Origin of the sequence: Methylobacterium sp. NPDC097929 (assembly GCF_049543375.1) — a bacterium.
In the GTDB taxonomy this organism is placed as follows: Bacteria; Pseudomonadota; Alphaproteobacteria; order Rhizobiales; family Beijerinckiaceae; genus Methylobacterium.
In genome coordinates, this window is sequence record NZ_JBMVEP010000008.1 from 156,418 (window position 1) to 178,714 (window position 22,297).

General features: G+C 67.7%; 18 protein-coding genes, 1 tRNA gene and 1 pseudogene. 5 read left to right on the forward strand and 15 right to left on the reverse strand.

All coding sequences use genetic code 11. From position 1 onward, the window contains the following. Positions 1 to 161 precede the first annotated feature (161 nt). Positions 162 to 569 (reverse strand): annotated as a pseudogene (locus tag ACPCJR_RS18515) (ImmA/IrrE family metallo-endopeptidase); the annotation flags it as partial. A 119-nt stretch (positions 570 to 688) separates the two neighbouring features. Continuing rightward, positions 689 to 4,423, reverse strand: coding sequence for a vitamin B12-dependent ribonucleotide reductase (locus tag ACPCJR_RS18520; RefSeq protein ID WP_391513223.1), 3,735 nt, complete (start codon positions 4,421 to 4,423; stop codon positions 689 to 691). Between the two features lie 510 nt (positions 4,424 to 4,933). Between ACPCJR_RS18520 and ACPCJR_RS18525 the strand changes: the two genes are divergently transcribed. The 3 genes from ACPCJR_RS18525 (at position 4,934) to ACPCJR_RS18535 (ending at position 7,319) form a co-directional block, all read left to right on the forward strand. Further along, entirely contained in the window at positions 4,934 to 5,350 is a 417-nt protein-coding gene (locus ACPCJR_RS18525; RefSeq protein WP_391513221.1) for an NADH:ubiquinone oxidoreductase subunit NDUFA12, read from the forward strand. Between the two features lie 90 nt (positions 5,351 to 5,440). After that, positions 5,441 to 6,538, forward strand: a complete 1,098-nt coding sequence (locus ACPCJR_RS18530) for an SMP-30/gluconolactonase/LRE family protein (RefSeq protein ID WP_391513219.1) — start codon at positions 5,441 to 5,443, stop codon at positions 6,536 to 6,538. 121 nt (positions 6,539 to 6,659) lie between these two features. Continuing rightward, the gene (locus tag ACPCJR_RS18535; protein WP_110351764.1) at positions 6,660 to 7,319 is read left to right on the forward strand and encodes a DUF2155 domain-containing protein; all 660 of its coding nucleotides are present in this window, start codon (positions 6,660 to 6,662) and stop codon (positions 7,317 to 7,319) included. Between the two features lie 34 nt (positions 7,320 to 7,353). Here ACPCJR_RS18535 and ACPCJR_RS18540 read toward each other — a convergent pair whose 3' ends face one another. Then, on the reverse strand, positions 7,354 to 7,833 hold the full coding sequence (locus ACPCJR_RS18540) for a monooxygenase family protein (RefSeq protein ID WP_391513217.1): 480 nt from the start codon (positions 7,831 to 7,833) through the stop codon (positions 7,354 to 7,356). A 47-nt stretch (positions 7,834 to 7,880) separates the two neighbouring features. Between ACPCJR_RS18540 and ACPCJR_RS18545 the strand changes: the two genes are divergently transcribed. Beyond that, a complete protein-coding gene (locus ACPCJR_RS18545) occupies positions 7,881 to 8,492 on the forward strand; it encodes a TetR/AcrR family transcriptional regulator (RefSeq protein WP_391513215.1) in 612 nt (203 codons plus the stop codon). Between the two features lie 165 nt (positions 8,493 to 8,657). Here ACPCJR_RS18545 and aat read toward each other — a convergent pair whose 3' ends face one another. From aat to carB, 10 genes are all read right to left on the reverse strand, one after another. Further along, positions 8,658 to 9,329 carry a leucyl/phenylalanyl-tRNA--protein transferase gene (aat, locus tag ACPCJR_RS18550; RefSeq protein WP_391513213.1) on the reverse strand — a complete coding sequence of 224 codons (672 nt, stop codon included), beginning with the start codon at positions 9,327 to 9,329 and terminating at the stop codon, positions 8,658 to 8,660. A gap of 116 nt (positions 9,330 to 9,445) precedes the next feature. After that, positions 9,446 to 10,813: an acetyl-CoA carboxylase biotin carboxylase subunit gene (gene accC, locus ACPCJR_RS18555; RefSeq protein WP_391513211.1), complete on the reverse strand. Its 1,368-nt coding sequence runs from the start codon at positions 10,811 to 10,813 to the stop codon at positions 9,446 to 9,448. 10 nt (positions 10,814 to 10,823) lie between these two features. Further along, on the reverse strand, positions 10,824 to 11,297 hold the full coding sequence (gene accB / locus ACPCJR_RS18560) for an acetyl-CoA carboxylase biotin carboxyl carrier protein (protein ID WP_110351759.1): 474 nt from the start codon (positions 11,295 to 11,297) through the stop codon (positions 10,824 to 10,826). A gap of 18 nt (positions 11,298 to 11,315) precedes the next feature. Beyond that, positions 11,316 to 11,771 (reverse strand): type II 3-dehydroquinate dehydratase, encoded by a 456-nt coding sequence (aroQ, locus tag ACPCJR_RS18565; protein ID WP_391513209.1) that lies wholly within the window; start codon positions 11,769 to 11,771, stop codon positions 11,316 to 11,318. 407 nt (positions 11,772 to 12,178) lie between these two features. Further along, entirely contained in the window at positions 12,179 to 13,069 is an 891-nt protein-coding gene (locus tag ACPCJR_RS18570; protein ID WP_110351845.1) for a LysR family transcriptional regulator, read from the reverse strand. Positions 13,070 to 13,426: 357 nt separating this feature from the next. Beyond that, complete coding sequence (gene trxB / locus ACPCJR_RS18575) at positions 13,427 to 14,401, reverse strand: thioredoxin-disulfide reductase (RefSeq protein WP_331288359.1); 975 nt, start codon at positions 14,399 to 14,401, stop codon at positions 13,427 to 13,429. A 158-nt stretch (positions 14,402 to 14,559) separates the two neighbouring features. Further along, positions 14,560 to 15,636, reverse strand: coding sequence for a mitochondrial fission ELM1 family protein (locus ACPCJR_RS18580; RefSeq protein WP_391513206.1), 1,077 nt, complete (start codon positions 15,634 to 15,636; stop codon positions 14,560 to 14,562). A gap of 87 nt (positions 15,637 to 15,723) precedes the next feature. Further along, entirely contained in the window at positions 15,724 to 16,218 is a 495-nt protein-coding gene (locus ACPCJR_RS18585) for a hypothetical protein (RefSeq protein ID WP_391513204.1), read from the reverse strand. A gap of 5 nt (positions 16,219 to 16,223) precedes the next feature. Next, a complete protein-coding gene (gene greA, locus ACPCJR_RS18590; protein WP_181425498.1) occupies positions 16,224 to 16,700 on the reverse strand; it encodes a transcription elongation factor GreA in 477 nt (158 codons plus the stop codon). Positions 16,701 to 16,836: 136 nt separating this feature from the next. Further along, complete coding sequence (gene carB / locus ACPCJR_RS18595) at positions 16,837 to 20,310, reverse strand: carbamoyl-phosphate synthase large subunit (protein WP_391513202.1); 3,474 nt, start codon at positions 20,308 to 20,310, stop codon at positions 16,837 to 16,839. Positions 20,311 to 20,606: 296 nt separating this feature from the next. Between carB and ACPCJR_RS18600 the strand changes: the two genes are divergently transcribed. Beyond that, positions 20,607 to 21,044, forward strand: coding sequence for a pseudoazurin (locus ACPCJR_RS18600; protein WP_391513200.1), 438 nt, complete (start codon positions 20,607 to 20,609; stop codon positions 21,042 to 21,044). Positions 21,045 to 21,101: 57 nt separating this feature from the next. On the opposite strand, the gene ACPCJR_RS18605 is transcribed toward ACPCJR_RS18600, so the two are convergent. Beyond that, complete coding sequence (locus tag ACPCJR_RS18605; RefSeq protein WP_391513429.1) at positions 21,102 to 21,590, reverse strand: CAP domain-containing protein; 489 nt, start codon at positions 21,588 to 21,590, stop codon at positions 21,102 to 21,104. A 206-nt stretch (positions 21,591 to 21,796) separates the two neighbouring features. Then, a tRNA-Asp gene (locus ACPCJR_RS18610) sits at positions 21,797 to 21,873 on the reverse strand. Between the last annotated feature and the right edge of the window lie 424 nt (positions 21,874 to 22,297).

Sequence of the window (22,297 nt, forward strand, 5' to 3'; positions counted from 1 at the left end):
GATAACTAGCTACATCCCGTCGTGCCACCGCAGGTGTCGCACTTCAGGCAGGTCCCGTTGCGGACCAGCGTGAAGTTCGCGCATTCCGGGCAGGCCTCGCCTGTATAGCGTGCAGCGTTAGTGCGACGCTTGCTATCTAGGACGAAATCTAGGCGGCGAGAGGCGCAATCTGCTGGAACATCAAAGTAGTATTCAATATCCTCGGAGTTTGTAAAGCCTTCTAAGAGGTGGGTTGGGGCCAGAAATAAGTCTGCGAACAGATTTGCTTGTGGTTCTGTGCGATCTTCAGGAGGTAGATCGGAGATGACGCATTTAGTGTTCGCCGTAAAGGCCAATTCATCGTGCGTATGCATAAGAATATGGCCAATTTCATGTGCGATAATGTACTTTGCTTCAGGGAATCCGGCGCCCGCATTTAGCCAAATATTTCGTTCAACATAGAGTATAATTTTGTTGTATTTGCAGTATTTTACGAATGCGGGTGCTGGATAGTCATTCTTTTGGAATAACTCAAATTCTAGATGGCAGTTTATACTATATCGCAGGGTTCCTTCTATATATTCGATGATATTAACCGGCTGTGTCCGCTAATCCTGCCCAGCGATCTAGCTCTTTCGGCAACACGCTCGATCTCGCTATATCCTCTAGTCTTGGCAAGTCTATCGGAAAACACAGCCGGAATCCTACGTCATGAACATCCGGTTGTACTGCCGCACGTATCGCATTTTAGACACGTTCCATTTCTAACAAGTGTAAAGTTTGCGCATTCTGGACAAGACTCACCCACATAACCTTTCAGCTTTGCTTCTGCGCGTCGTGAAGCAATCGAATTTGATGGGGCTGAGGTTGGCTTGGAAAAACCGAGTGTGACTTCTCCGGACGCCTCAGAATTGGGTTCTGACTTCAGCGCCGTTGCGCCCCGCACGGCGTGGACCGTACCGCCGGCCGGGGCGGTTTGGCCCGTGGAGGCCGCGGCCACGCCCGTCGTGGCGCCCGCCGGACCGCCCTGGATCAGGGTGAGGCGATCGGCCGAGCCGCGCAGCAGGCCGCGGGAGACGACGGCCGAGGCGGCCGGCGCCGGCTTGCCCGCCTCGCGGGTGGTGTCGCCCTCGCCGCCGCCGAGCACCGTGCCGCCGATCTCGGACGGGTTGACGTGGGCGAGATCCATCCGGCCGAGATAGGACACGGCCAGTTCGCGGAAGACGTAGTCGAGCAGCGAGGTCGCGTTCTTGATCGCGTCGTTGCCCTGCACGAAGCCCGCCGGCTCGAAGCGGGTGAAGGTGAAGGCCTCGACGTATTCCTCCAGCGGCACGCCGTATTGCAGGCCCAGCGAGATCGCGATGGCGAAGTTGTTCATCAACGAGCGGAAGGTCGCGCCTTCCTTGTGCATGTCGATGAAGATCTCGCCCAGCCGACCGTCGTCGTACTCGCCGGTGCGCAGGTAGACTTTGTGCCCGCCCACGACCGCCTTCTGGGTGTAGCCCTTGCGGCGGTCGGGCATCTTCTCGCGCGAGCGGATACGCTCGATGCGCTCGATCACCCGCTCGACGATCTTCTCGGCCGCCACCGTCGCCTTGGCCGCGGCGGGAGCCTGGATGATCGCCTCCATCGCCTCGTCGGCCTCCTCCTCGTCGTCGGCGATCAGCGCCGAGTTGAGGGGCTGAGAGAGCTTGGAGCCGTCGCGGTAGAGGGCATTGGCCTTCAGCGCGAGGCGCCAGGACAGCAGGTAGGCCGCCTTGCAATCCTCGACCGTGGCGTCGTTGGGCATGTTGATGGTCTTGGAGATCGCCCCCGAGATGAAGGGCTGCGCCGCGGCCATCATGCGGATGTGGCTCTCGACCGAGAGGTAGCGCTTGCCCGTGCGCCCGCAGGGGTTGGCGCAGTCGAACACCGCGTAGTGCTCGCGCTTCAGGAAGGGCGCGCCCTCCAGCGTCATCGCCCCGCAGACATGGGTGTTGGCGGCCTCGATGTCCCGCTTCGAGAAGCCGAGGAAGGGCAGGAGTTCGAAGGTCGGGTCAGCGAGCTTCTCCGCGGGCACCTTGAGGGTGTCCTTGAGGAAGTCGTCGCCGAGGTTCCAGCGGTTGAACACGAACTTGATGTCGAAGGCCGACTTCAGCCCGGCTTCCACCGCCGCGATCTTGTCGTCCGAGAAGCCCTTCGAGCGCAGCGAACCGGGATTGATCGCGGGCGCCTGGCCCATCGAGCCGTGGCCGACGGCGTAGGCCTCGATCTCGGCGATCTCGGATTCGCGGTAGCCGAGCGCCCGCAGCGCGTCCGGCACGGCGCGGTTGATGATCTTGAAGTAACCGCCGCCGGCGAGCTTCTTGAACTTCACGAGTGCGAAGTCGGGCTCGATGCCGGTGGTGTCGCAATCCATCACGAGGCCGATCGTGCCCGTGGGCGCGATCACGGTGGCCTGCGCGTTGCGGTAGCCGTGCTGCTCGCCGAGGCTCAGCGCCCGGTCCCAGGCGGCCCGGGCACGGGCGCCGAGATCGTCCTGCGGGATGTTGGCGTGGTCGAGCGGCACGGGAGCGACGTTCAGGCCCTCGTAGCCGGCGGCCTCGCCGTGGGCGGCGCGGCGGTGATTACGGACCACCCGCAGCATGTGGTCGGCGTTGTCGGGGTAGGCCTCGAAGGTTCCGAGTTCGGCCGCCATCTCGGCGGAGGTGGCGTAGGCCACGCCCGTCATGATCGCGGTAAGGGCGCCGGCGAGCGCCCGGCCCTCGTCCGAGTCGTAGGGCAGGCCCATGGTCATCAGCAGGCCGCCGATATTGGCGTAGCCGAGGCCGAGCGTGCGGTACTTGTAGGAAAGCTCGGCGATCTCCTTCGACGGGAACTGCGCCATCATGACGGAGATCTCGAGCACCACCGTCCAGAGGCGGTTGAGGTGTTCGAAGGCCTCGACGTCGAAATGCTTGGCCTGACGGTCGTACATCGTCAGCAGGTTGGCGCTGGCGAGATTGCAGGCCGTGTCGTCGAGGAACATGTACTCGGAGCACGGGTTCGAGGCCCGGATCCGCCCGCCGGTCGGGCAGGTGTGCCAGTCGTTCATCGTCGTGTTGAAGTGCAGGCCCGGATCGGCCGAGGCCCAGGCCGCCTCGCCGATCTTCTCCCAGAGATCGCGGGCCTTGAGCGTCTTGGAAACCTTGCCCGTGGTGCGGGCCGTCAGGCTCCAATCCCCGTCCGCTTCCACCGCGCGCAGGAACTCGTCGGTCAGCGAGACCGAGTTGTTGGAGTTCTGGCCGGCGACCGTGAGGTAGGCCTCCGAGTCCCAGTCGGTGTCGTAGACGGGGAATTCGATCTTGGTGAAGCCCTGGCGCGCGAACTGCACGACGCGCTTGGTGTAGGCGTCGGGCACCATCGCCTTACGGGCGGCCTTGATCTCGCGCTTGAGCGCCGGGTTGCGCTCAGGGTCGAAGCAGGCGTCGCCTTCCGCCTCGCACTGGGTGCAGGCCTTCATCACCGCGGAGAGGTGCTTGGAGACGACCTTGGAGCCGGTCACCAGGGCGGCGACCTTCTGCTCCTCCTTCACCTTCCAGTCGATGAACGCCTCGATATCGGGATGGTCGATGTCGACGATGACCATTTTGGCCGCGCGGCGCGTCGTGCCGCCGGACTTGATGGCGCCCGCGGCCCGGTCGCCGATCTTGAGGAACGACATCAGGCCGGACGACTTGCCGCCGCCGCCCAGCCGCTCGTTCTCCGCGCGCAGCATCGAGAAGTTCGAGCCGGTGCCCGAGCCGTACTTGAACAGGCGCGCTTCCCGCACCCACAGGTCCATGATGCCGCCCTCGTTCACGAGGTCGTCCTGAACGCCCTGGATGAAGCAGGCATGCGGCTGCGGGTGCTCGTAGCTCGAGCCCGACTTGGTGAGTTCGCCGGTGCGGTAGTCGCAGTAATAGTGGCCCTGGCTCGGGCCATCGATCCCGTAGGCCCAGTGCAGGCCGGTGTTGAACCATTGCGGCGAATTCGGCGCCACCATCTGGCGGGCGAGCATGAAGCGCAGCTCGTCCATGAAGGCCGAGGCGTCCTCTTCGGACGAGAAGTAGCCGCCCTTCCAGCCCCAGTAGGTCCAGCAGCCGGCCAGCCGGTCGAAGACCTGCGTGGACGAAATCTCGGAGACGAAGCGCTCCTCCTCGGGCAACGCGCTGAGCGCGGCCTCGTCCGGCACGGCGCGCCAGAGGAAGGAGGGAACGCTGTTCTCCTCCACTTTTTTCAGGCGGGCCGGGACGCCGGCCTTGCGGAAATACTTTTGCGCCAGAACGTCGGCGGCGACCTGACTCCAGCTCTCGGGCACGGAGATGCCCTCGAGTCGGAAGACGATCGAGCCGTCCGGGTTACGGATCTCGCTCACCGCCTTGCGGAAGGCGATGGCAGCGTAGGGCGACTGGCCGGCCGTGGTGTAGCGCCGCTCGAACCGCATGAATCCCTCTCCCTCGGAGCCAAGCGGCCCCGTGCCGCGGCGGGGCCGCGGTGCGTGGATGAAAAGCCGGAACGTGCCTCGGCCGGTCCGTGCCCCTCGAGTGGGGGCCGTCCGTCATGCGGAAGCGAAGGTCTTTCCAGACCCCGCCGAGCCGTCCGAAGCGTTGCCCGAACCTTACGTCCGGGTCGCCCTCTGCGTCAATAACTAGTGCCGGCTACCCGTGTTCCGCGCTAGATGTTGTGTTCTGGACGATAATCCTGTGGATATTCGCGGCGTTCCGCTAAGTGGCCTTTCGGTCGAGTTGAATCACGCGGGATTTTTTTTCGGTCCACAGGATGAAGCGGCGGACGGGCCGTCCCCGGGCCGATCCGACAGGGTTAACGGCACCACGAGACGGGCGGAGCGTGCCGAAAATGCGACAGCGGCCCGGTCGCGCTGGACTCGCGCGCGGGGAGTGACCATAACCGCCCGGCGACGGCGCCCGCGGACCCGTCGCCCGCCGGAGGAACCATGGCCCTCAAGGACACGCTGCTGCGCATCTTCACGTGGTGGAACGGGCAGACGATGTCGCTCGCGCTCTACACCGCGCGCAGCGGCCAGTTCGTCGGATCGGACGAGCTCGGCAACAAGTACTACAAGGCGCAAGGCCCCCTGATCGACCGCTCGGTCGGATCGGAGCGGCGCTGGGTCGTCTATAACGGCTACGCCGACGCCTCCCGCGTGCCGCCGGGCTGGCGGGCGTGGCTGTGCCACAACGGCGACGTCGCCCCGAGCGAGGAGGACTACAAGCCTCGCGAGTGGCAGAAGGCCCACGAGGAGAACCTCACCGGCACGGCGGCCGCCTATCGGCCCAAGGGCTCGCAGCTCTCCTGGGGCGCACGCCCCGCCGCCACCGGCGATTACGTGCCGTGGACGCCGGGCGAGTAGACGGTTTCGTGATCGCTGCGCCGGCTTCGCTCTGAACGGATCGGCGCCTCGGGCCTTGTCCCTCCATCGAAGGATGGAACGGATCGACCCATGCGAGCGACGATGTTGGCGCTGCTGCTGTGCCTCGGTGCGGCGGCGGCTCAGGCCCAGGAAGCGGATGCCCAGGCGCCGTCCGAGCTGACGCCGGTCCTGAAATCCGAAAGCCTCGTCTTCAACGGCATCACCCGCACCCGGGACGGGCGGCTGTTCTCGCCGTTCCAGCGCCAGCAGAAGGACAAGGGCCTTCAGCTTGGCGAGTGGATCGACGGCAAGCCCGTGCCCTACCCGGATGCCGCCTGGAACGGCTGGAAGACGGGCGACGACGCCTCCAATGCCTTCGTCGGCGCCAACGCGATCCGCATCGGCCCGGACGGCGATCTCTGGGTGGTCGACAAGGGCGCGGCCGAACTCGGCGGGGCGCCCTTGCCCGGCGGGCCGAAGCTCGTGCAGATCGACCTCTCGGCCAACACGGTCCGCAAGGTCTTCCCTCTGCAGAAGGGGACCACGGACAAGAGCTTCATCGACGATTTCCGTTTCAACGGCCGCAAGGTCTACCTGACCGATGCCGGCCAGCCCGGGATCATCGTGCTCGACCTCGACGACGGTTCGCTGCGGCGGGTGCTCGACGGGCACCCCTCCACGGTGGCGCAGCGCCCGCTCACCGGCGAGAACAAGGTCCTGCTCGATGCCAAGGACCGGCCGATCGCGATCCACGCCGATCAGCTCGAAGTCTCGCCGGACGGGAAGTGGTTCATCTACCAGGCCTGTACCGGCCCGCTCTACCGCATCGAGACGAAGTGGCTCGACGACGCGGGCGCGAGCGAGGCCGAGCGGGCCAAGCACGTGACGCTGTTCGCCGCCACCGTCTCGACCGGCGGCACCGCGATCGACGCGGACGGCAACATCTACGCCTCCGACACCGACAACCTCCGCATCCTGAAATTCGCGCCCGACGGCACTCAGAGCACGCTGGTTCAGGACCCGCGGCTCGTCTGGGGCGACGCGATGTGGATCGACGAGGAGGGCGGGCTGTGGATTCCCGCCGCGCAGATGAACCGCAGCAAGGCGATGAACGGCGGCACGTCGAAGATCGTCTTCCCGACCACGATCTTCCGCATGTCGATCGGCGCCAAGCCGGTGCGGAACTAAGGGCGATCGGTCCGGGCGCCGTTTTTCCCGCCACCCGCCCTTTTTCGACCACCCTTGGGGTGTTGGAACGGCCGGATCGTTTGCCGGCCGTGGCGGCCGGAGTCAGACTCAAGAGGGCGCCTTGAGCCGCATCCCCGCACCCGTTCTGCGCCGGACCGCGCTCGGCACGCTGGCGCTGATCCTGTCCGCGCTGCCGGCCTCCGCCGACAAGATCAAGAACCCGACCGCGGTGTTCTCCGGCCTCGACAAGATCACCGGCCGGATCGTGACCTTCGAGGTCGCCATCGACGAGACGGTGCAGTTCGGCGCGCTGCAGATGACGCCGCGGGTGTGCTACTCGCGTCCGCCCACCGAGACACCGAAGACGACGGCGTTTCTCGAGGTCGACGAGGTGACGCTGGACAGCAAGTACCGGCGCATCTTCACCGGCTGGATGTTCGCGGCGAGCCCCGGCCTGCACGCCATCGAGCACCCGATCTACGACGTGTGGCTGACCGATTGTAAGGGCGGCACCGACGTGATCGCCGAGGCGAAGGAGCAGGAGGACGTGCCCGCGCTCGCCTCCCGTCAGGAGAAGCCGAAGAAGAAGGGTGGGGACCCGACCAAGACCGCCCAGCAGGTCAACCAGAACGGTCAGGTCGACGTCGAGGGGCCGCGCGGCGTGCCGGTGCAGCCCAAGCAGAAGCCTTCGCGAAAATTCTTCCCGAACAACGAGGGTCCGGCCGCGGCCCCGCCGCCCCCGCGCGAGCCGCAATCGATCTTCGACGCGATCTTCCGGTAGCGCGGGTTCGCGATGGTGGCGGGGACGATGCGTCTCACGCCGCCAGACGCTGGCGCGAGGTCATGAACGGCCCGTCCGGCTGCCGAGCCGCGGCGAAGGTGCCGAGCCCGACCGGGCGCGGCATGCCGACATAGATCGCCTCCATGCCGCCGGAGAGACGGTAGGCCTCGTGCCAGAAGCCGTTCCCGGCCGGATCGCGGCCGAAATCCCGCCACCACGTCTTGTGCGGCTCGGAGCGGGTGAAGGCCTCCAGACTCTCCAGATCCCGCCAGTACTGCCGCATGCCGATATGGTTGAGGCCGTAGACGAGGTTCTCGTGCGCGAGGAGCCCGTCGGGCATTGTCCGCTGCACCCGGGCGAGCCCGCGCCCGATGCCGAGCAGCGCCTTCAGGCCTCTGAGCCGTCCGACCCGGAAGCCAAGATAGACCACGACGAGGCCGGGATGATCCGAGAGATCGACCGAGACCCTGGAGGGGCGGGCCGAAGCGGCCGCTTGCTTGTCCGTCGCCCGCATGGCACTCACCCCATGTTTACGGTGTAATCATAGGCTGTTCGCTTACAGTGTCAACATCGAGGACCGAAGCAAAGCAGGGTCGGGGCGGCTATCATCACGGCGAGCTGCGCGAAGCCCTCGTGACGGCGGGATTGGCGATCCTTGAGGAGGGGGGCGACCCGTCCGCGCTCGGGTTGCGCGAGGCGGCGCGGCGGGCCGGGGTCTCGGCCATGGCGCCCTACCGGCATTTTCCGGACAAGGATGCCCTGCTCGCCGCCGTCGCGACCGTCGGGTTCGAGCGGCTGCGCGCGGCGCTGGAGGCGGCGGACGGGGGAGGGGAGGGACGCGAGGCCCTGTACGCGCAGGGCGCCGCCTACGTCGCCTTCGCCTGCGCCCAGCCCGGTCTGTTTCGCCTGATGTTCGGCGCACGAGCCGGCGGCGTGCGGCCCAAGGCCCTGTGCCTTGCCTCGGCCGCGGCCTACGCGGTTCTGTCCGAACGCGTCGCCGCGCTGGTGCCCGCCGAATCGGCCGCGGAGGGAGCCTTGCGCTCCTGGGCGTTGGTCCACGGCATCGCGTCGCTCGCCATCGACGGGATGATCGGGGAGGCCGTGCGCACCGACCCGCAGGCCGCGGCAGCCCTGGCCGGGCGGTTGCTGCGGCTCGAAGCCATTCCCGCCTAGAGCATCGTCCCGAAAAGGTGGCCGCCGGCTTTCGGAAAAAGACGATGCGAAACAAGAGGCTCGAACATCGTGCCGGATACGATATCCGGCACGATGATCTAGACCCGTGTTCCACCAGGGCTCTGCCCTGGACCCGCGAAAGGACTCGTCCTTTCGAAACCTCGACTATCCGCCCGCGCCGATCCCGAGGGCGGCGAGCGCTTCGGCGCCGCTGACGGCTTGGTTCCGGGGACCCCACTGGGCGCGCTCGACGATCGCGGCGGAGAGCTGGCGCTTGTAGATGTGGCGCGGCACTTCCTCGACGCCGAACTGGCTCAGATGCTCGGTGAGGAACTGCGTGTCGGCGAGGCGATAGCCGCCCCGGCGCAGGCGGGCGACGAGGTGGACCAGGGCCACTTTCGAGGCATCGCGCACCTCGTGGAACATGCTCTCCCCGAAGAAGGCGGCTCCCAGCGACACCCCGTAGAGCCCGCCCGCCAGCCGCCCCTCATGGTAGACTTCGATCGTGTGGCAATGGCCGAGATCGAACAGCGCGCCGTAGAGGTCGCGGATGCGGGCATTGATCCAGGTTCGGGCCGTGTCCCGTCGCGGGGCGGCGCAGCCGTCGATCACCGCATCGAAATCCCGGTCGCTGACGACCTCGAACAGGTCGGAGCGCACGGTGCGGGCCAGTCGCCGCGGCACGTGGAACCGATCGAGGGGCAGCACGCCGCGGGCTCTCGGCTCGACCCAGTAGATCGTGGGATCGTCCGCATCCTCGGCCATCGGGAAGATCCCGGCAGCGTAGGCCTTGAGCAGGATGTCGGGCGTGATGTCCACGGGATGCCTGTCGTGCATCGCAGCGTTGTCGCGCGCCCCGTGCCCGAACGCCAGCCGTCAGGAGGAAGCAGGCGCGGGCGTTTACACCTGGGATGGAGCCGCAAAGCGGGGGGCGGCCGAGCCGCCCCGCGCCGTCAGCGCCGCGGCTCGACCCCGGTCAGCTCCTCGCGGGCGAGGAAGCTCTCGAGCCAGTGGATGTCGTACTGGCCGTTCTGCACGTCGGCGTTGCGCACAAGCGTGCGGAACAGCGGCAGCGTGGTGTCGATGCCGTCGACGACGAACTCGTCCAGCGCCCGGCGCAGGCGCATCAGGCACTCGTTGCGGGTGCGCCCGTGCACGATCAGCTTGCCGATCAGCGAATCGTAGTGCGGCGGGATGCGGTAGCCCTGGAAGGCCGCCGAATCGACCCGCACGCCGAGGCCGCCCGGCGGGTGGAAGTAGGTGATCAGCCCCGGCGAGGGCCGGAAGGTCGAAGGGTGCTCGGCGTTGATCCGGCACTCGATGGCGTGACCCTCGACCTTGATGTCACCTTGCGCGACCGACAGCCCGCCGCCGGCGGCGACCCGGATCTGCTCGTTCACGAGGTCGATCCCGGTGATCATCTCGGTGACGGGATGCTCCACCTGGATGCGCGTGTTCATCTCGATGAAGTAGAAACGGCCGTCCTCGTAGAGGAACTCGATCGTGCCGGCGCCGAGATAGCTGAGCTGGCGCATGGCGTTGGCGCAGATGCCGCCGATCTCGGCGCGCATCGCCTCGTCGAGGGCGGGCGAGCCGCCTTCCTCCCAGACCTTCTGGTGTCGGCGCTGGAGCGAGCAGTCGCGCTCGGCCAGATGCACGGCATCCCCGCGCCCGTCGCCGAGGATCTGCACCTCGATGTGGCGAGGCTTGGTGAGATACTTTTCGAGGTAGACCGCGTCGTCGCCGAAGGCGGCCTTGGCCTCGGTGCGGGCCATGTCGAGCGCCTGCTCCAGCTCGCCTTCCGAGCGGGCGACCTTCATGCCGCGCCCGCCGCCGCCGGAAGCCGCCTTGACCAGCACGGGATAGCCGATTTCGGCGGCCACGCGTTTGGCCTCGTCCGGGTCGGTGACGCCGCCCTCGGAGCCCGGCACGCAGGGGATGCCGAGCGCCTTGGCCGTGCGCTTGGCCTCGATCTTGTCGCCCATGATGCGGATATGCTCGGCCTTGGGGCCGATGAAGCCGATGTTGTGGTGGGCCAGCACCTCGGCGAAGCGGGCGTTCTCCGACAGGAAGCCGTAGCCCGGATGCACGGCGTCCGCCCCGGTGATCTCGCAGGCCGCGATGATCTGGGGGATGTTGAGGTAGCTGTCGCGAGCGGCCGGCGGGCCGATGCAGACGCTCTCATCGGCGAGTCGCACGTGCATCGCGTCGGCATCGGCCGTGGAATGGACCGCGACGGTAGCGATACCGAGCTCCTTGGCAGCCCGCAGAATGCGCAGGGCGATCTCGCCGCGGTTGGCGATCAGGATCTTGTCGAACATCGCGGGACGGCTACTCGATGACGAGGAGGGCTTCGCCGTACTCGACCGGCATCCCGTCCTCGACGAAGATCGCGGTCACGGTACCGGCGCGGGGCGCGACGATCTCGTTGAAGGTCTTCATCGCCTCGACGAGCAGAACCTTGTCGCCGGCCTGGACCTTCGTGCCGATCTCGATGAAGGGCTTGGCCTCGGGCGAGGGGCGCAGATAGGCGGTGCCGACCATGGGGGAGGGCACGGCGCCGGGATGGCCCGCGCCGGACTTGGCGGGCGCGGGCGCCAGCGCCGCCGGGGGCGCGATGGCGGGAGCCGCCGCGAGCGGGGCCGGGGCGGCGGGCGCGACCTGAACCGCGACCGGCTCGATCTTGCGGGCGACACGGATGCGCAGGTCGCCCTTCTCGACCTCGATCTCGCTCAGGTCGGTCTCGGCGACCATCCGGGCGAGTTCGCGCACCAGCTCGGGATCGAAGGGTTCGTTCTTGGCCATCGGCTCTTGGTTCTGACGTCAGGAGGCGGACGGGAGCCGTCCGCGCAGGAGATGGGCGAGGGCATCGAGCCCGACAACGTAACTGTGGGCACCGAAGCCCGAAATCACACCGGCGCAGACCGGGGCGATCCGCGACACGTGCCGGAATTCCTCGCGGGCATGGACGTTCGAGAGGTGGATCTCCACCGCCGTCACCCCCGCGCCCTTGATCGCGTCGCGCAGCGCGATCGAGCTGTGCGTGTAGGCGGCGGCGTTGATGAGCACCCCGGCCCCGGCCGCGCCCGCCTCCTGCACGAACGTCACGAGTTCGCCCTCGTGATTCGTCTGACGGAAGGTCAGGGCGATATCGAGGCGGGCCGCCTGCTCCCGGAGCATCCGCTCGATGTCGGCGAGCGTGGCGGCGCCGTAGATGCCCGGCTCGCGCTGGCCCAGGAGGTTGAGGTTCGGCCCGTTGAGGCAGTGGATCGCGATCATGCCGTCCGGATTCGTCGGCCGGAGGCTTCGCGAACCGCCCGGCAGGAGGGCCGGTCTTAGACGAGTGCGTTGGGCCGCGACAAGAGTGCGCGGGGATGATTGGGTTGCCCTTTCCTTAAGGCTCCCGGGGCTCCGCGCGGGCGGACGAGGGCATGGCAGGAGCGCCGCGGACGAGACGGCGGACAGGCGGCTTCGTCCATGCGTTGAGCGGAACCTGAGACCGTTTCCCGTCAACCGCGTCGGATCTTGCCGTTCTCCGTCATCGCGAGGCGAAGCCGAAGCGATCCAAGGCGCGACCTTTCCGGAAAGTGCGGAACCCTGGATTGCCACGGCTCCGCCGCGCAAGGACGCAAAGAAGACACCGAGGCCATCAGGCGGAGGCCGTATGACATCGCTCCCGGTCGCGGTCAGTAGGTCCAGCGCTGCGCCTTGTTGACGAGGAAGTCGCGGAACGCCTGCACGCGGGCGACCGAGCGCATCTCCTCGGCGTAGACGAGGTAGCTCTCCATGGTCGGCATCTCGCTCTCGCGCAGGACCTGGACGAGGCTCTCGTTCCCGTCGACGGCGTAGTCCGGCAGGATGCCGACGCCGATGCCCGCTTCCATCGCCTTGTGGAGCGCGGTGATGTTGTTGACCGTGAAGTGGACCGGTCGGCGGTCGTCGGCCTGGCGGCCGATGCTGGCGAGGTAGTGCGTGGCCAGCAGGTAGGACGGTTCGTTGCCGCCGAAGGAGACGAGCCGGTGCTCGTCGAGGTCGGCAATGGTCTTGGGCTCGCCGAAGCGCTTCACGTAATCCGGGCTGGCGAAGGCGTGGTAATGTACCGTGAACAGGCGCCGCTGGATCAGGTCGGGCTGGGCCGGGCGGCGCATGCGGATCGCGATGTCGGCCTCGCGCATGGCGAGGTCCAGCTCTTCGTTGGTGAGCACCAGCTCGATCCGCACGTCCGGGTAGAGATCGAGGAACTCGGAGATGCGCTGCGAGAGCCAGGAGGTGCCCAGGCCCACCGTGGTCGTCACCCGCAGGTCGCCGGAGGGGCGCTCGCTCGTCTCCACGAGGCGGGCGCGGGTGTTCTCCAGCCTTAGCTTCATGTCGCGGGCGGCGCGGAACAGCAGGTCGCCCTGCTCGGTCAGGATGAGGCCGCGGGCGTGACGGTGGAACAGCGGTGCCTTCAGCTCCCGCTCCAGCGCGCTGATCTGCCGGCTCACCGCCGACTGGCTGAGGCCGATATCGTCACCCGCCCGCGTGAAGCTGCCGGCTTCCGCGACGTTGAGGAAAATCCGGATCTTGTCCCAATCCAAGGCCGTCACTCCCGCCCGTCGAGGCCGGCCCGTCACGGGAGACCGCGACCTTCGGGCGTCGCACGACGCAAGTCTGTCCGCCCCCACCATGCCCGGCGAGGGGCTCCTCGCGAAACCTGCCGGCTCCGGCACCGCTCAGGCTAGGACAACAAGCTTGCGATTTGGTTGCGTCGTCGCCGTCGTCAACAGGGAAGTTGGGGCCTGACAACGTTTTGTACTGCTTCAAAAACGCCCGGTCCGCCTCGCTTCGCCGGCCGACATGGCGGCGAAGCGAGGGTTCTTCTGAAAACTACTTCGGGTTTTTCTCGATGGCGCCGTACCCGCCGGGACGAACCGGCAGGGCCACGAACGCGGTTGCTATTCTGCCGCGGCCTGGGCCGGGCTCTCGCCGACATCGAGGGCGGCGAGGTACTTCTCCGCCTCCAGCGCCGCCATGCAGCCCATGCCCGCCGCGGTGATCGCCTGACGGTAGACATCGTCCGTGACGTCGCCCGCGGCGAAGACGCCGGGGATGCTGGTCTCGGTGGTGCCCGGCCTCACGCTGATGTAGCCGCCCTGGCGCATGGGCAGCTGGCCCTCGAATATCCCCGTGGCGGGCTGGTGCCCGATCGCCACGAACAGGCCGTCGGTCGGCTGCTCGACGATTTCGCCCGTGCGCAGATCCTTGAGGCGCAGATGCGTGACGGAGGGCGGCGTGTCGGAGCCGCAGATCTCCTCCACCGCGTGGTGCCACTTCACGGTGACGTTGGGATGCTTGAACAGGCGCTCCTGCAGGATCCGCTCGGCCCGGAACTCGCCCCGGCGATGGATCACGGTGACGGATTTGGCGAGGTTGGCCAGATACAGGGCCTCCTCGACCGCGGTGTTGCCGCCGCCCACCACCGTCACGTCCTTGCCGCGGAAGAAGAAGCCGTCGCAGGTGGCGCAGGCCGAGACGCCGAAGCCCTGGAATTTCGCCTCCGACGGCAGGCCGAGCCACTTGGCCTGCGCGCCGGTGGCGATGATGAGCGCGTCACAGCTGTAGGTCTCGCCGGAATCCGCCTCGAGCCGGAAGGGGCGGACGTTCAGATCGACGCTCGTGATGTATTCGGAGAGGATCTTCGTACCCACGTGCTCGGCCTGGAGGCGCATCTGCTCCATGAGCCACGGCCCCTGGATCGCCTCGGCGAAGCCCGGGTAATTCTCCACGTCGGTGGTGATCATGAGCTGGCCGCCGGGCTGGAAGCCCGAGATCAGCAGGGGCTCGACCATGGCGCGGGCGGCGTAGATCGCGGCGGTGTAGCCCGCCGGCCCCGAGCCGATGATCACGAGCCTCGCATGGGTGTGCGCCATTCTGTGCCCTCTCCTGTCGGCGGCCGGCTCCGCTGTTGCCGGTGCGGGCCGCTCTCTCGTCCTGTGAATCGTCGCGCCCAGTCTGACACCGCGCGATCAAAAATTTCTTCTCAACCTGTCGCCGGAGACCGGGAAACGTCCCGTTCCGCCGGTTCCGCTCAGAAGGGCGGACGCGCCGGGGATGGTGCCGGAGTGGGCGGAGCGGTCGTCCGCTCGCCCGTCATCCCTTGCCGCCGGTGGCGCTCGTAGGCCTCGGCCAGGGCCGCGGCGATGGTCGGCGTGGCGTCGATGGGTGCGTAGCGCAGAGCCTCCAGCCGGCCGATGAACGGCTTCAGTGCCCCGGCCATGGCGAGGCCCGCGAACATCCGCCTGTGCCGGATATAGGTGCGCGGCAGGTCGAACAGCAGGAGGGGCACACCGGTGCTGGCCGCCTCGCCCACCATGTTGGCCGAGTCCGAGGTGACGACGATGTGGTCGGCGATGGCCAGCATGCCGACGTAAGGATTCTCGCCGCTGCCGTCCCAGAAGAAGCCGCCCTTGTCCCGGACGAGGTTCTCCAGCGCCGTGCGCAGATCCGGAGGGGTGCGCCGGGAGACCGTCAGCATCAGCGAGCAGCCGCCCTCGGCGAGCTTGGTCAGGTCGCGCACCAGCCGGCGCATGTCCGTCTTGCGGTAGCGCAGATGACGGCTATCGCCGCCGATCAGGACGGCGATGCGCGGCCAGGGCAGGCCGGCAAGCCGCGGATCGGGGGTCAGGCGGGCCGCGTCGAGGCGGGTGCGGGAGACCGGGTGCGGAGCGGTCAGGGTGGTGAAGACGTTGGGGCCGCGCAGGTCGTCGTAATCCGGCACCCAGATGAAGTCGGCGGTGTCGTGGCCGGTGCGCGGGTCCTTGAGGAAGGCGGTGAAGGTCCGCTCGCCCGAGGCGCGGCGCACGGCGCGCAGATAGGGCACGGCGCGGCGCCCCGAGGCGATCAGGAGATCGGGCAGCGGGCCTTCCAGCATGCCGCCGGCCCGGCCCGGCGCGTCGCGGGGGTCGATCGGCCCCCAGGGCGCCATCCAGGTCAGCGGGCGCCCCTTGGGAATGCGTCGCCTCTCGTAGGAGATGCCCAGAGCCTCGGCGATGCCGATGCACTGGTTCTCGTCGCCCGCCTTGCCGTCGGTGACGATCCAGGCACGGGCATGCGCGAGGTCCGGCGGCACGCTGCCGTCCGCCGTCACCGGCCCTGTCTCGTTCACGCGACGCAAACCTCCGACTTTCGTTCTGATGCGCTCTTCGACGCCGAACCGGTGCCCACTTCGGCGAAAAGCGCTTCGGAACCGGCCCTACTGGGCCGGGAGCATCCGCCGCAGCCACTGGGCGTAGTGCTCGGCGAGCGCCGCGAGCCGGCGCCGCTCGGAGGCCGGATCGTACCACGCGCCGCCCGAACTCGCGGGCAGGGCCGAGAGCTGGGGATGGCGCGCGAGGATCTCGCCCCCGCGGCCCACCAGCAGAGCTTCGCCGTCGAGGTAATCGGTCGAGCCGCCGCCCCCGAAGCTGCCGCCGCGGCCGACGCCCTCGCCGCCCGCATAGGGGTTGAGGGTGAGGCCGCTCACCCGCACCACCAGCGTCGGGGCTCCGCGCACGATGCGGTCACCGAAGCTGCGTCGCAGGGCCTCGGTCAGGTCCGCGCGCAGGGCTTCCGCCTGCGGGCCGCGGGCATAGGCCTGAAGCGGGCGCATGTCGACGGCGACGCCGCCGATCCGGTCGAACCCCTGCGCCAGGGCGGGAGCCGCCCCGGCGAGGAGGCCGATCAGGGCCGCGAGGCCGAGGACGCGCAAGGGGTTCAGGCTCCCCACTCGACGGCGACGACCTCGTAGGACTTGCCGCCGCCGGGCGTGGTGACCTCCACCGTATCGCCGACGGCCTTGCCGATCAGGGCGCGGGCGATCGGCGAGGAGATCGAGACCCGGCCCTCGCGCACGTCCGCCTCCGGCTCGCCGACGAGCTGGTAGGTCTTCTCCTCCTCGGTGTCCTCGTCCACGAGCTTCACGCGGGCGCCGAACTTGATCTTGGCGCCGGACAGCTTCGAGGTGTCGATGATCTCGGCGCGCGCGATCATGCTCTCCAGTTCGAGCACCCGGCCCTCGTTGTGGGACTGGGCCTCCTTGGCGGCGTGATACTCGGCATTCTCGGAGAGGTCGCCGAGCGCGCGGGCCTCGGAAATCGCCTGGATGATCCGGGGACGTTCCACCTGCTGGCGACGCTTCAGCTCCTCCTCGAGGGCTGCGTAGCCGCGTGCCGTGATGGGAAGCTTGTCGATGCTCATGGTCTCGCGCCACAATGAAGAGGCCCGGCCGGAGCGGGGTGCTCCTTCCGGGCCGGGAAACGGCTCTTGAACGCGTGGCTCGAAGCCGCCCGCCTTGTGAGGGGCGGAGGGCTTGCCACGCGGAGTCTATTTAGGCCGCGAAGTATTCCTGCAAGGCGCGCACCTGAAGATCGCCTTCGAGATAGGCTTTGATCCCCTCGGCCGCCGCCATCGCGCCGGCCAGAGTGGTGTAGTACGGCACTTTATGCAAGAGGGCCGCCCGCCTGAGCGAGCGGGAGTCCGAGAGCGCACCGGCGCCCTCGGTGGTGTTGATGACGAGCGCGATCTCGCCGTTCTTGATGGCATCCACGATGTGGGGACGGCCCTCCAGAACCTTGTTGATGCGGTTCGTCGGGATGCCCTCCTCGGCGAGGTAGCGCTGCGTGCCGCTGGTCGCGAGGATGGTGAAGCCGAGCGCGTGCAGCAGCCGGATCGCCGGCAGCACGCGGGGCTTGTCGTCGTCGCGCACGGAGACGAACACCGTGCCCGTGCGCGGCACCGCCGTGCCGGAGCCGAGCTGGCTCTTGGCGAAGGCCACGCCGAAGCCGGCATCCAACCCGATCACCTCGCCCGTCGAGCGCATCTCGGGCCCGAGCAGCACGTCGACGCCGGGGAACCGGGCGAAGGGGAACACCGCTTCCTTCACCGCGATGTGGTCGAGCCGCTTCGGCTTGAGGCCGAAGGTGTCGAGGCGCTCGCCGGCCATGATCCTTGCGGCGATCTTGGCGATCGGCTCGCCGATGACCTTTGCGACGAAGGGCACCGTGCGCGAGGCGCGCGGGTTCACCTCCAGCACGTAGATCGCGCCGTCCTTGATGGCGTACTGCACGTTCATCAGGCCGCCGACCTTGAGCGCGAGCGCCATCGCCCTGGTCTGGCGCTCCAACTCCGCCAGGATCTCGGGCGCGAGCGTGCGCGGGGGCAGCGAGCAGGCGGAATCGCCCGAGTGGATGCCCGCCTCCTCGATATGCTCCATGATGCCGGCGATGAACACGCTCTCGCCGTCGCAGACCGCGTCCACGTCGACCTCGGTCGCATCCGACAGGTAGCGGTCGAACAGGAGCGGGTTCTTGCCCAGCACCGTGTTGATCTGCCCCGTCTTGTCGTTGGGGTAGCGCGCCTTGATGTCGGACGGGATCAGGCTCGGCAGCGTCCCGAGCAGGTACTCGGCGAACTGCGCTTCGTCGCGGATGATCGCCATGGCGCGCCCGCCGAGCACGTAGCTGGGGCGCACCACGAAGGGCAGGCCGAGTTCGGCCGCCACCAGCCGGCTCTGCTCCACCGAGTAGGCGATGCCGTTTTTGGGCTGCTTGAGGCCGAGCTTGTCGAGCAGCCGCTTGAACTGGTCGCGGTCCTCGGCGAGGTCGATCGCGTCGGGCGAGGTGCCGAGGATCGGCACGCCGGCGCCCTCGAGCGCGCGGGCGAGCTTGAGCGGTGTCTGTCCGCCGAACTGCACGATCACGCCGTGAAGCTGGCCCGCCTGCCGCTCGGTCTCGATGATCTCCAGCACGTCCTCCGCCGTCAGCGGCTCGAAGTAGAGCCGGTCGGAGGTGTCGTAGTCGGTCGAGACCGTCTCCGGGTTGCAGTTGACCATGATGGTCTCGTAGCCGGCCTCGGTGAGTGCGAAGCAGGCGTGGCAGCAGCAATAGTCGAACTCGATGCCCTGGCCGATCCGGTTCGGGCCGCCGCCGAGGATGATGACCTTCTTCTTGTCCGACGGGTACGCTTCGTCGGCCACCGTGCCGGCGAACGGCGCGACGTAGGACGAGTACATGTAGGCGGTCGGCGCCTTGAACTCAGCGGCGCAGGTGTCGATCCGCTTGAAGACGGGGCGCACGTTCAGCGCCCGGCGTGCGGCGCGCACGGCCTCCTCGTCGGTATCCGTGAGGACGGCGAGCCGCGCATCGGAGAAGCCGGCCGCCTTGAGCTGGCGGAAGGCGCCCGGCGTTTGGGGCAGGCCGTGCGCCTTCACTCGGTTCTCCAGATCGACGATGGCCTGAAGCTGCTCCAGGAACCACGGGTCGATCCGGCAGGAGGCGTGAATCTCCTCGTGGCTGATCCCGAGGCGCATCGCCTGGGCGACCTTGAGCAGGCGGTCCGGCGTCGGCGTGCCCAGCGCCGCCTTGATGGCGTTGTGGTCGTCGCCCTTGCCCAAGCCCTCGATCTCGATCTCGTCGAGGCCGGTGAGGCCCGTCTCCAGGGAGCGCAGGGCCTTCTGCAGCGATTCCGCGAAGCAGCGGCCGATCGCCATGGCCTCGCCCACCGACTTCATCGCGGTGGTCAGCGTCGGCTCCGCGCCGGGGAACTTCTCGAAGGCGAAGCGCGGGATCTTGGTGACGACGTAGTCGATCGTCGGCTCGAACGAGGCCGGGGTCGCGCCGCCGGTGATGTCGTTGGCGATCTCGTCGAGCGTGTAGCCGACGGCGAGCTTGGCCGCGACCTTGGCGATCGGGAAGCCGGTGGCCTTCGAGGCGAGCGCCGAGGAGCGCGAGACCCGCGGGTTCATCTCGATCACGATCATCCGACCGTTCTCGGGGTTGATCGCGAACTGCACGTTGGAGCCGCCGGTCTCGACCCCGATCTCGCGCAGCACGGCGAGCGAGGCGTCGCGCATCACCTGATACTCTTTGTCGGTGAGGGTCAGCGCGGGGGCGACGGTGATGGAATCGCCGGTATGCACGCCCATCGGATCGACGTTCTCGATGGAGCAGACGATGATGCAGTTGTCCGCCCGATCGCGGACGACCTCCATCTCGTACTCCTTCCAGCCGAGCACGCTCTCCTCGATCAGCACCTCGTTGGTCGGCGAGGCGTCGATGCCGCGCTCGACGATCTCGAGGAATTCCTCCCGATTGTAGGCGATGCCGCCGCCGGTGCCGCCCATGGTGAAGGAGGGGCGGATGATCGCCGGCAGGCCGACTTCGGCGAGCGCGATCAGGGCCTGGCCGAGCGCGTGCTCGATGTAGCGCCGGCGCCGGTCGCCCTCGGCTCCGCTCCACTGGCGCTCGAACTCGGCGAGCGCCGCCTCGCGGGCGGCCGAATCGGAATTCGCGCCCTCGATCCGGGCCTTCTCGGCGAGATAGCGGTCGCGATCGACCTTCTTGGCGGCCGAGGCGTTGGCCAGCGCCGATTTCGGCGTCTCCAGACCGATCTTGGTCATCGCGTCGCGGAAGAGGTTGCGGTCCTCCGCCTTGTCGATGGCCTCGGCGGTCGCGCCGATCATCTGCACGCCGAACTTTTCCAGCACGCCCATGCGCTTCAAGGAGAGCGCGCAGTTCAGCGCCGTCTGTCCGCCCATGGTGGGGAGCAGCGCGTCGGGCCGCTCCTTCTCGATGATCTTGGCCACGATCTCCGGGGTGATCGGCTCGACATAGGTCGCGTCGGCCATGTCCGGGTCGGTCATGATCGTCGCCGGGTTCGAGTTCACCAGGACGATCCGGTAGCCTTCTTCCCGCAGGGCCTTGCAGGCCTGGGTCCCGGAGTAATCGAACTCGCAGGCCTGCCCGATGATGATGGGCCCCGCACCGATGATGAGGATGGAGGAGATGTCGGTGCGTTTCGGCATTGAGCGCCTTGAATCGAGTTCGCGCGCGCTCGCCCTCGCGCGCCGCCGGTGTCGGGCGGCGCCAAGGGGGCGCAGGCGGCTGGGATGATCGTCAAGCCCCGCGTTTACACGCAGCCGCGCAGGTTTGAAAGGCCCGCCGCTCGAGGGGCAGGGAGGCACGTATCCCGCACACCGTTCGAAGTATAATTATTCAATTTCCTAAATAAATGACAATTTGGTGCTGTGCGATTGGCTCGTTATCTTGCGTATATCGGCGAGATTCGCCGATGTTTTTAAGAATTATTCCGAGAAAGCGAATGACGATCTTCAAAGCTTTAGCCGCTGCGGTTGCCCTTGCCGCTGCCCTGCCGGCGGCGGCGGCGGACGAAATCCCGGTCAAGATGCTCAACAGCGGGCCGGGCGGCATGATGGTGTTCGATCCCGCCTTCGTGCGACTGAAGCCCGGCGACAGCATCAAGTTCCTGCCCACCGACAAGGGGCACAACGTCGAGACCATCAAGGGGATGGCGCCGGACGGCGCGGACTACGTGAAGTCGACCGTCGGGCAGGAGGCGGTGGTGACCTTCGAGCGCGAGGGCGTCTACGGCTTCAAATGCTCGCCCCACTACTTGATGGGCATGGTCGCGCTCGTCGTGGTCGGCGACAAGCGCGACAATCTGGAGGCCGCCAAGAGCGTCCAGCACAACAAGCTCACGCAGAAGCGCATGGAGCCGCTGCTCGCCCAGGTGCAATAGGCCCCGATACGGTGGCGCGCGGGGCGGCCCGGCTCCTCGCGACCCGGGCCGCCTGCCTCAATCACCCGCCATCACGAGCGCCCAGAAGCGCTTGTAGCGGGTCGTCGGGGCATCGACTCGGGCGATGCCGACCCGGCGCAGCTGCGGCATCAGCATGTTGCGATTGTGCTCCGGCGAGGCCTTCCAGCGCGCCAGCACCTGATCGAAGGTCTCCGAACCCGCGCTGAGATTCTCCGAGGCGTAGCGCCGACCGAAGCCGGCGCCCGCCATGCGGCTGTCGAAGCTGCCGGCGATCTCGTGGCTGAGCCGCCCCGCCCGCGCATTGGCCTGTGCCTGGAACGAGGCCGCGCTGATGAGGCTGCGATCGAGCGAGACGGGCCCCAGGCCGTGCTGCGCCCGGTAGCGCGAGATCGCTGCGGCGGCCGCCTGCTCGTCGAGAATCGCGGGCAGCGTCGGCTGGGCTGCGTCAAGAACGGGAGATCCGCCGCAACCGGCGAGCGTCAGCGCGATCAGCGTCGCGACGGCGGATAGACGAAGGTTCGGCATCGGAGTCAGCAGGGCGGCCACGAGGAGGCGCCCGATTCCGCAAAACCTGCGGCGAAACCACGGCGGTCCGCGGCCAGCGCCGGATGAGGCTGACGCCTGTGGCCTTGCAGCCACGCACCACATGCCGACGACAGCACAAGCTCTGATGCTTGGCGTGAGGGCTGATGCTGATTGGAAGGGAGGTGTTTCCGGCGGAGCGGGAAACATGGCGCGGGCGACGGGGCTCGAACCCGCGACCTCCGGCGTGACAGGCCGGCACTCTAACCGACTGAGCTACGCCCGCGTTCTGCGTCGCCGGCCGGCTGGGCTCGTGTCGGCGACGAGGCGGGGTTTAGGTGGGGCGCCCTGGGCTGTCAAGCCGCGGAATCGTGGAATGCGACGGTTCGGCGACGGATCGGGGAAATGCCCTCACGAACCTCGAACGGGACCGCCTCCGCGCCGGAGGAGCGAGCGGCTTCCGCCGAAGGGAATCCGTTGTGCGGCGTCGAGGTCGTGCTTGCGGCGGCGACCTCTGGTATGCCAGATACCACGAATAAGAACATGGGGGCGGCGGGGATGATGCGGCGAGGCTCAACCGTGGTCGGGCCTGCGCCGATCCGTCTCCGTGGTCGTGTGCATGGATACCCCCATCTGTCAGCGAAAGGGGTGATTGTGCGACGCGCAATACCCTTGTTTCGCCGGGGGGGCTCGTCTAAGCCTCGCCCGGC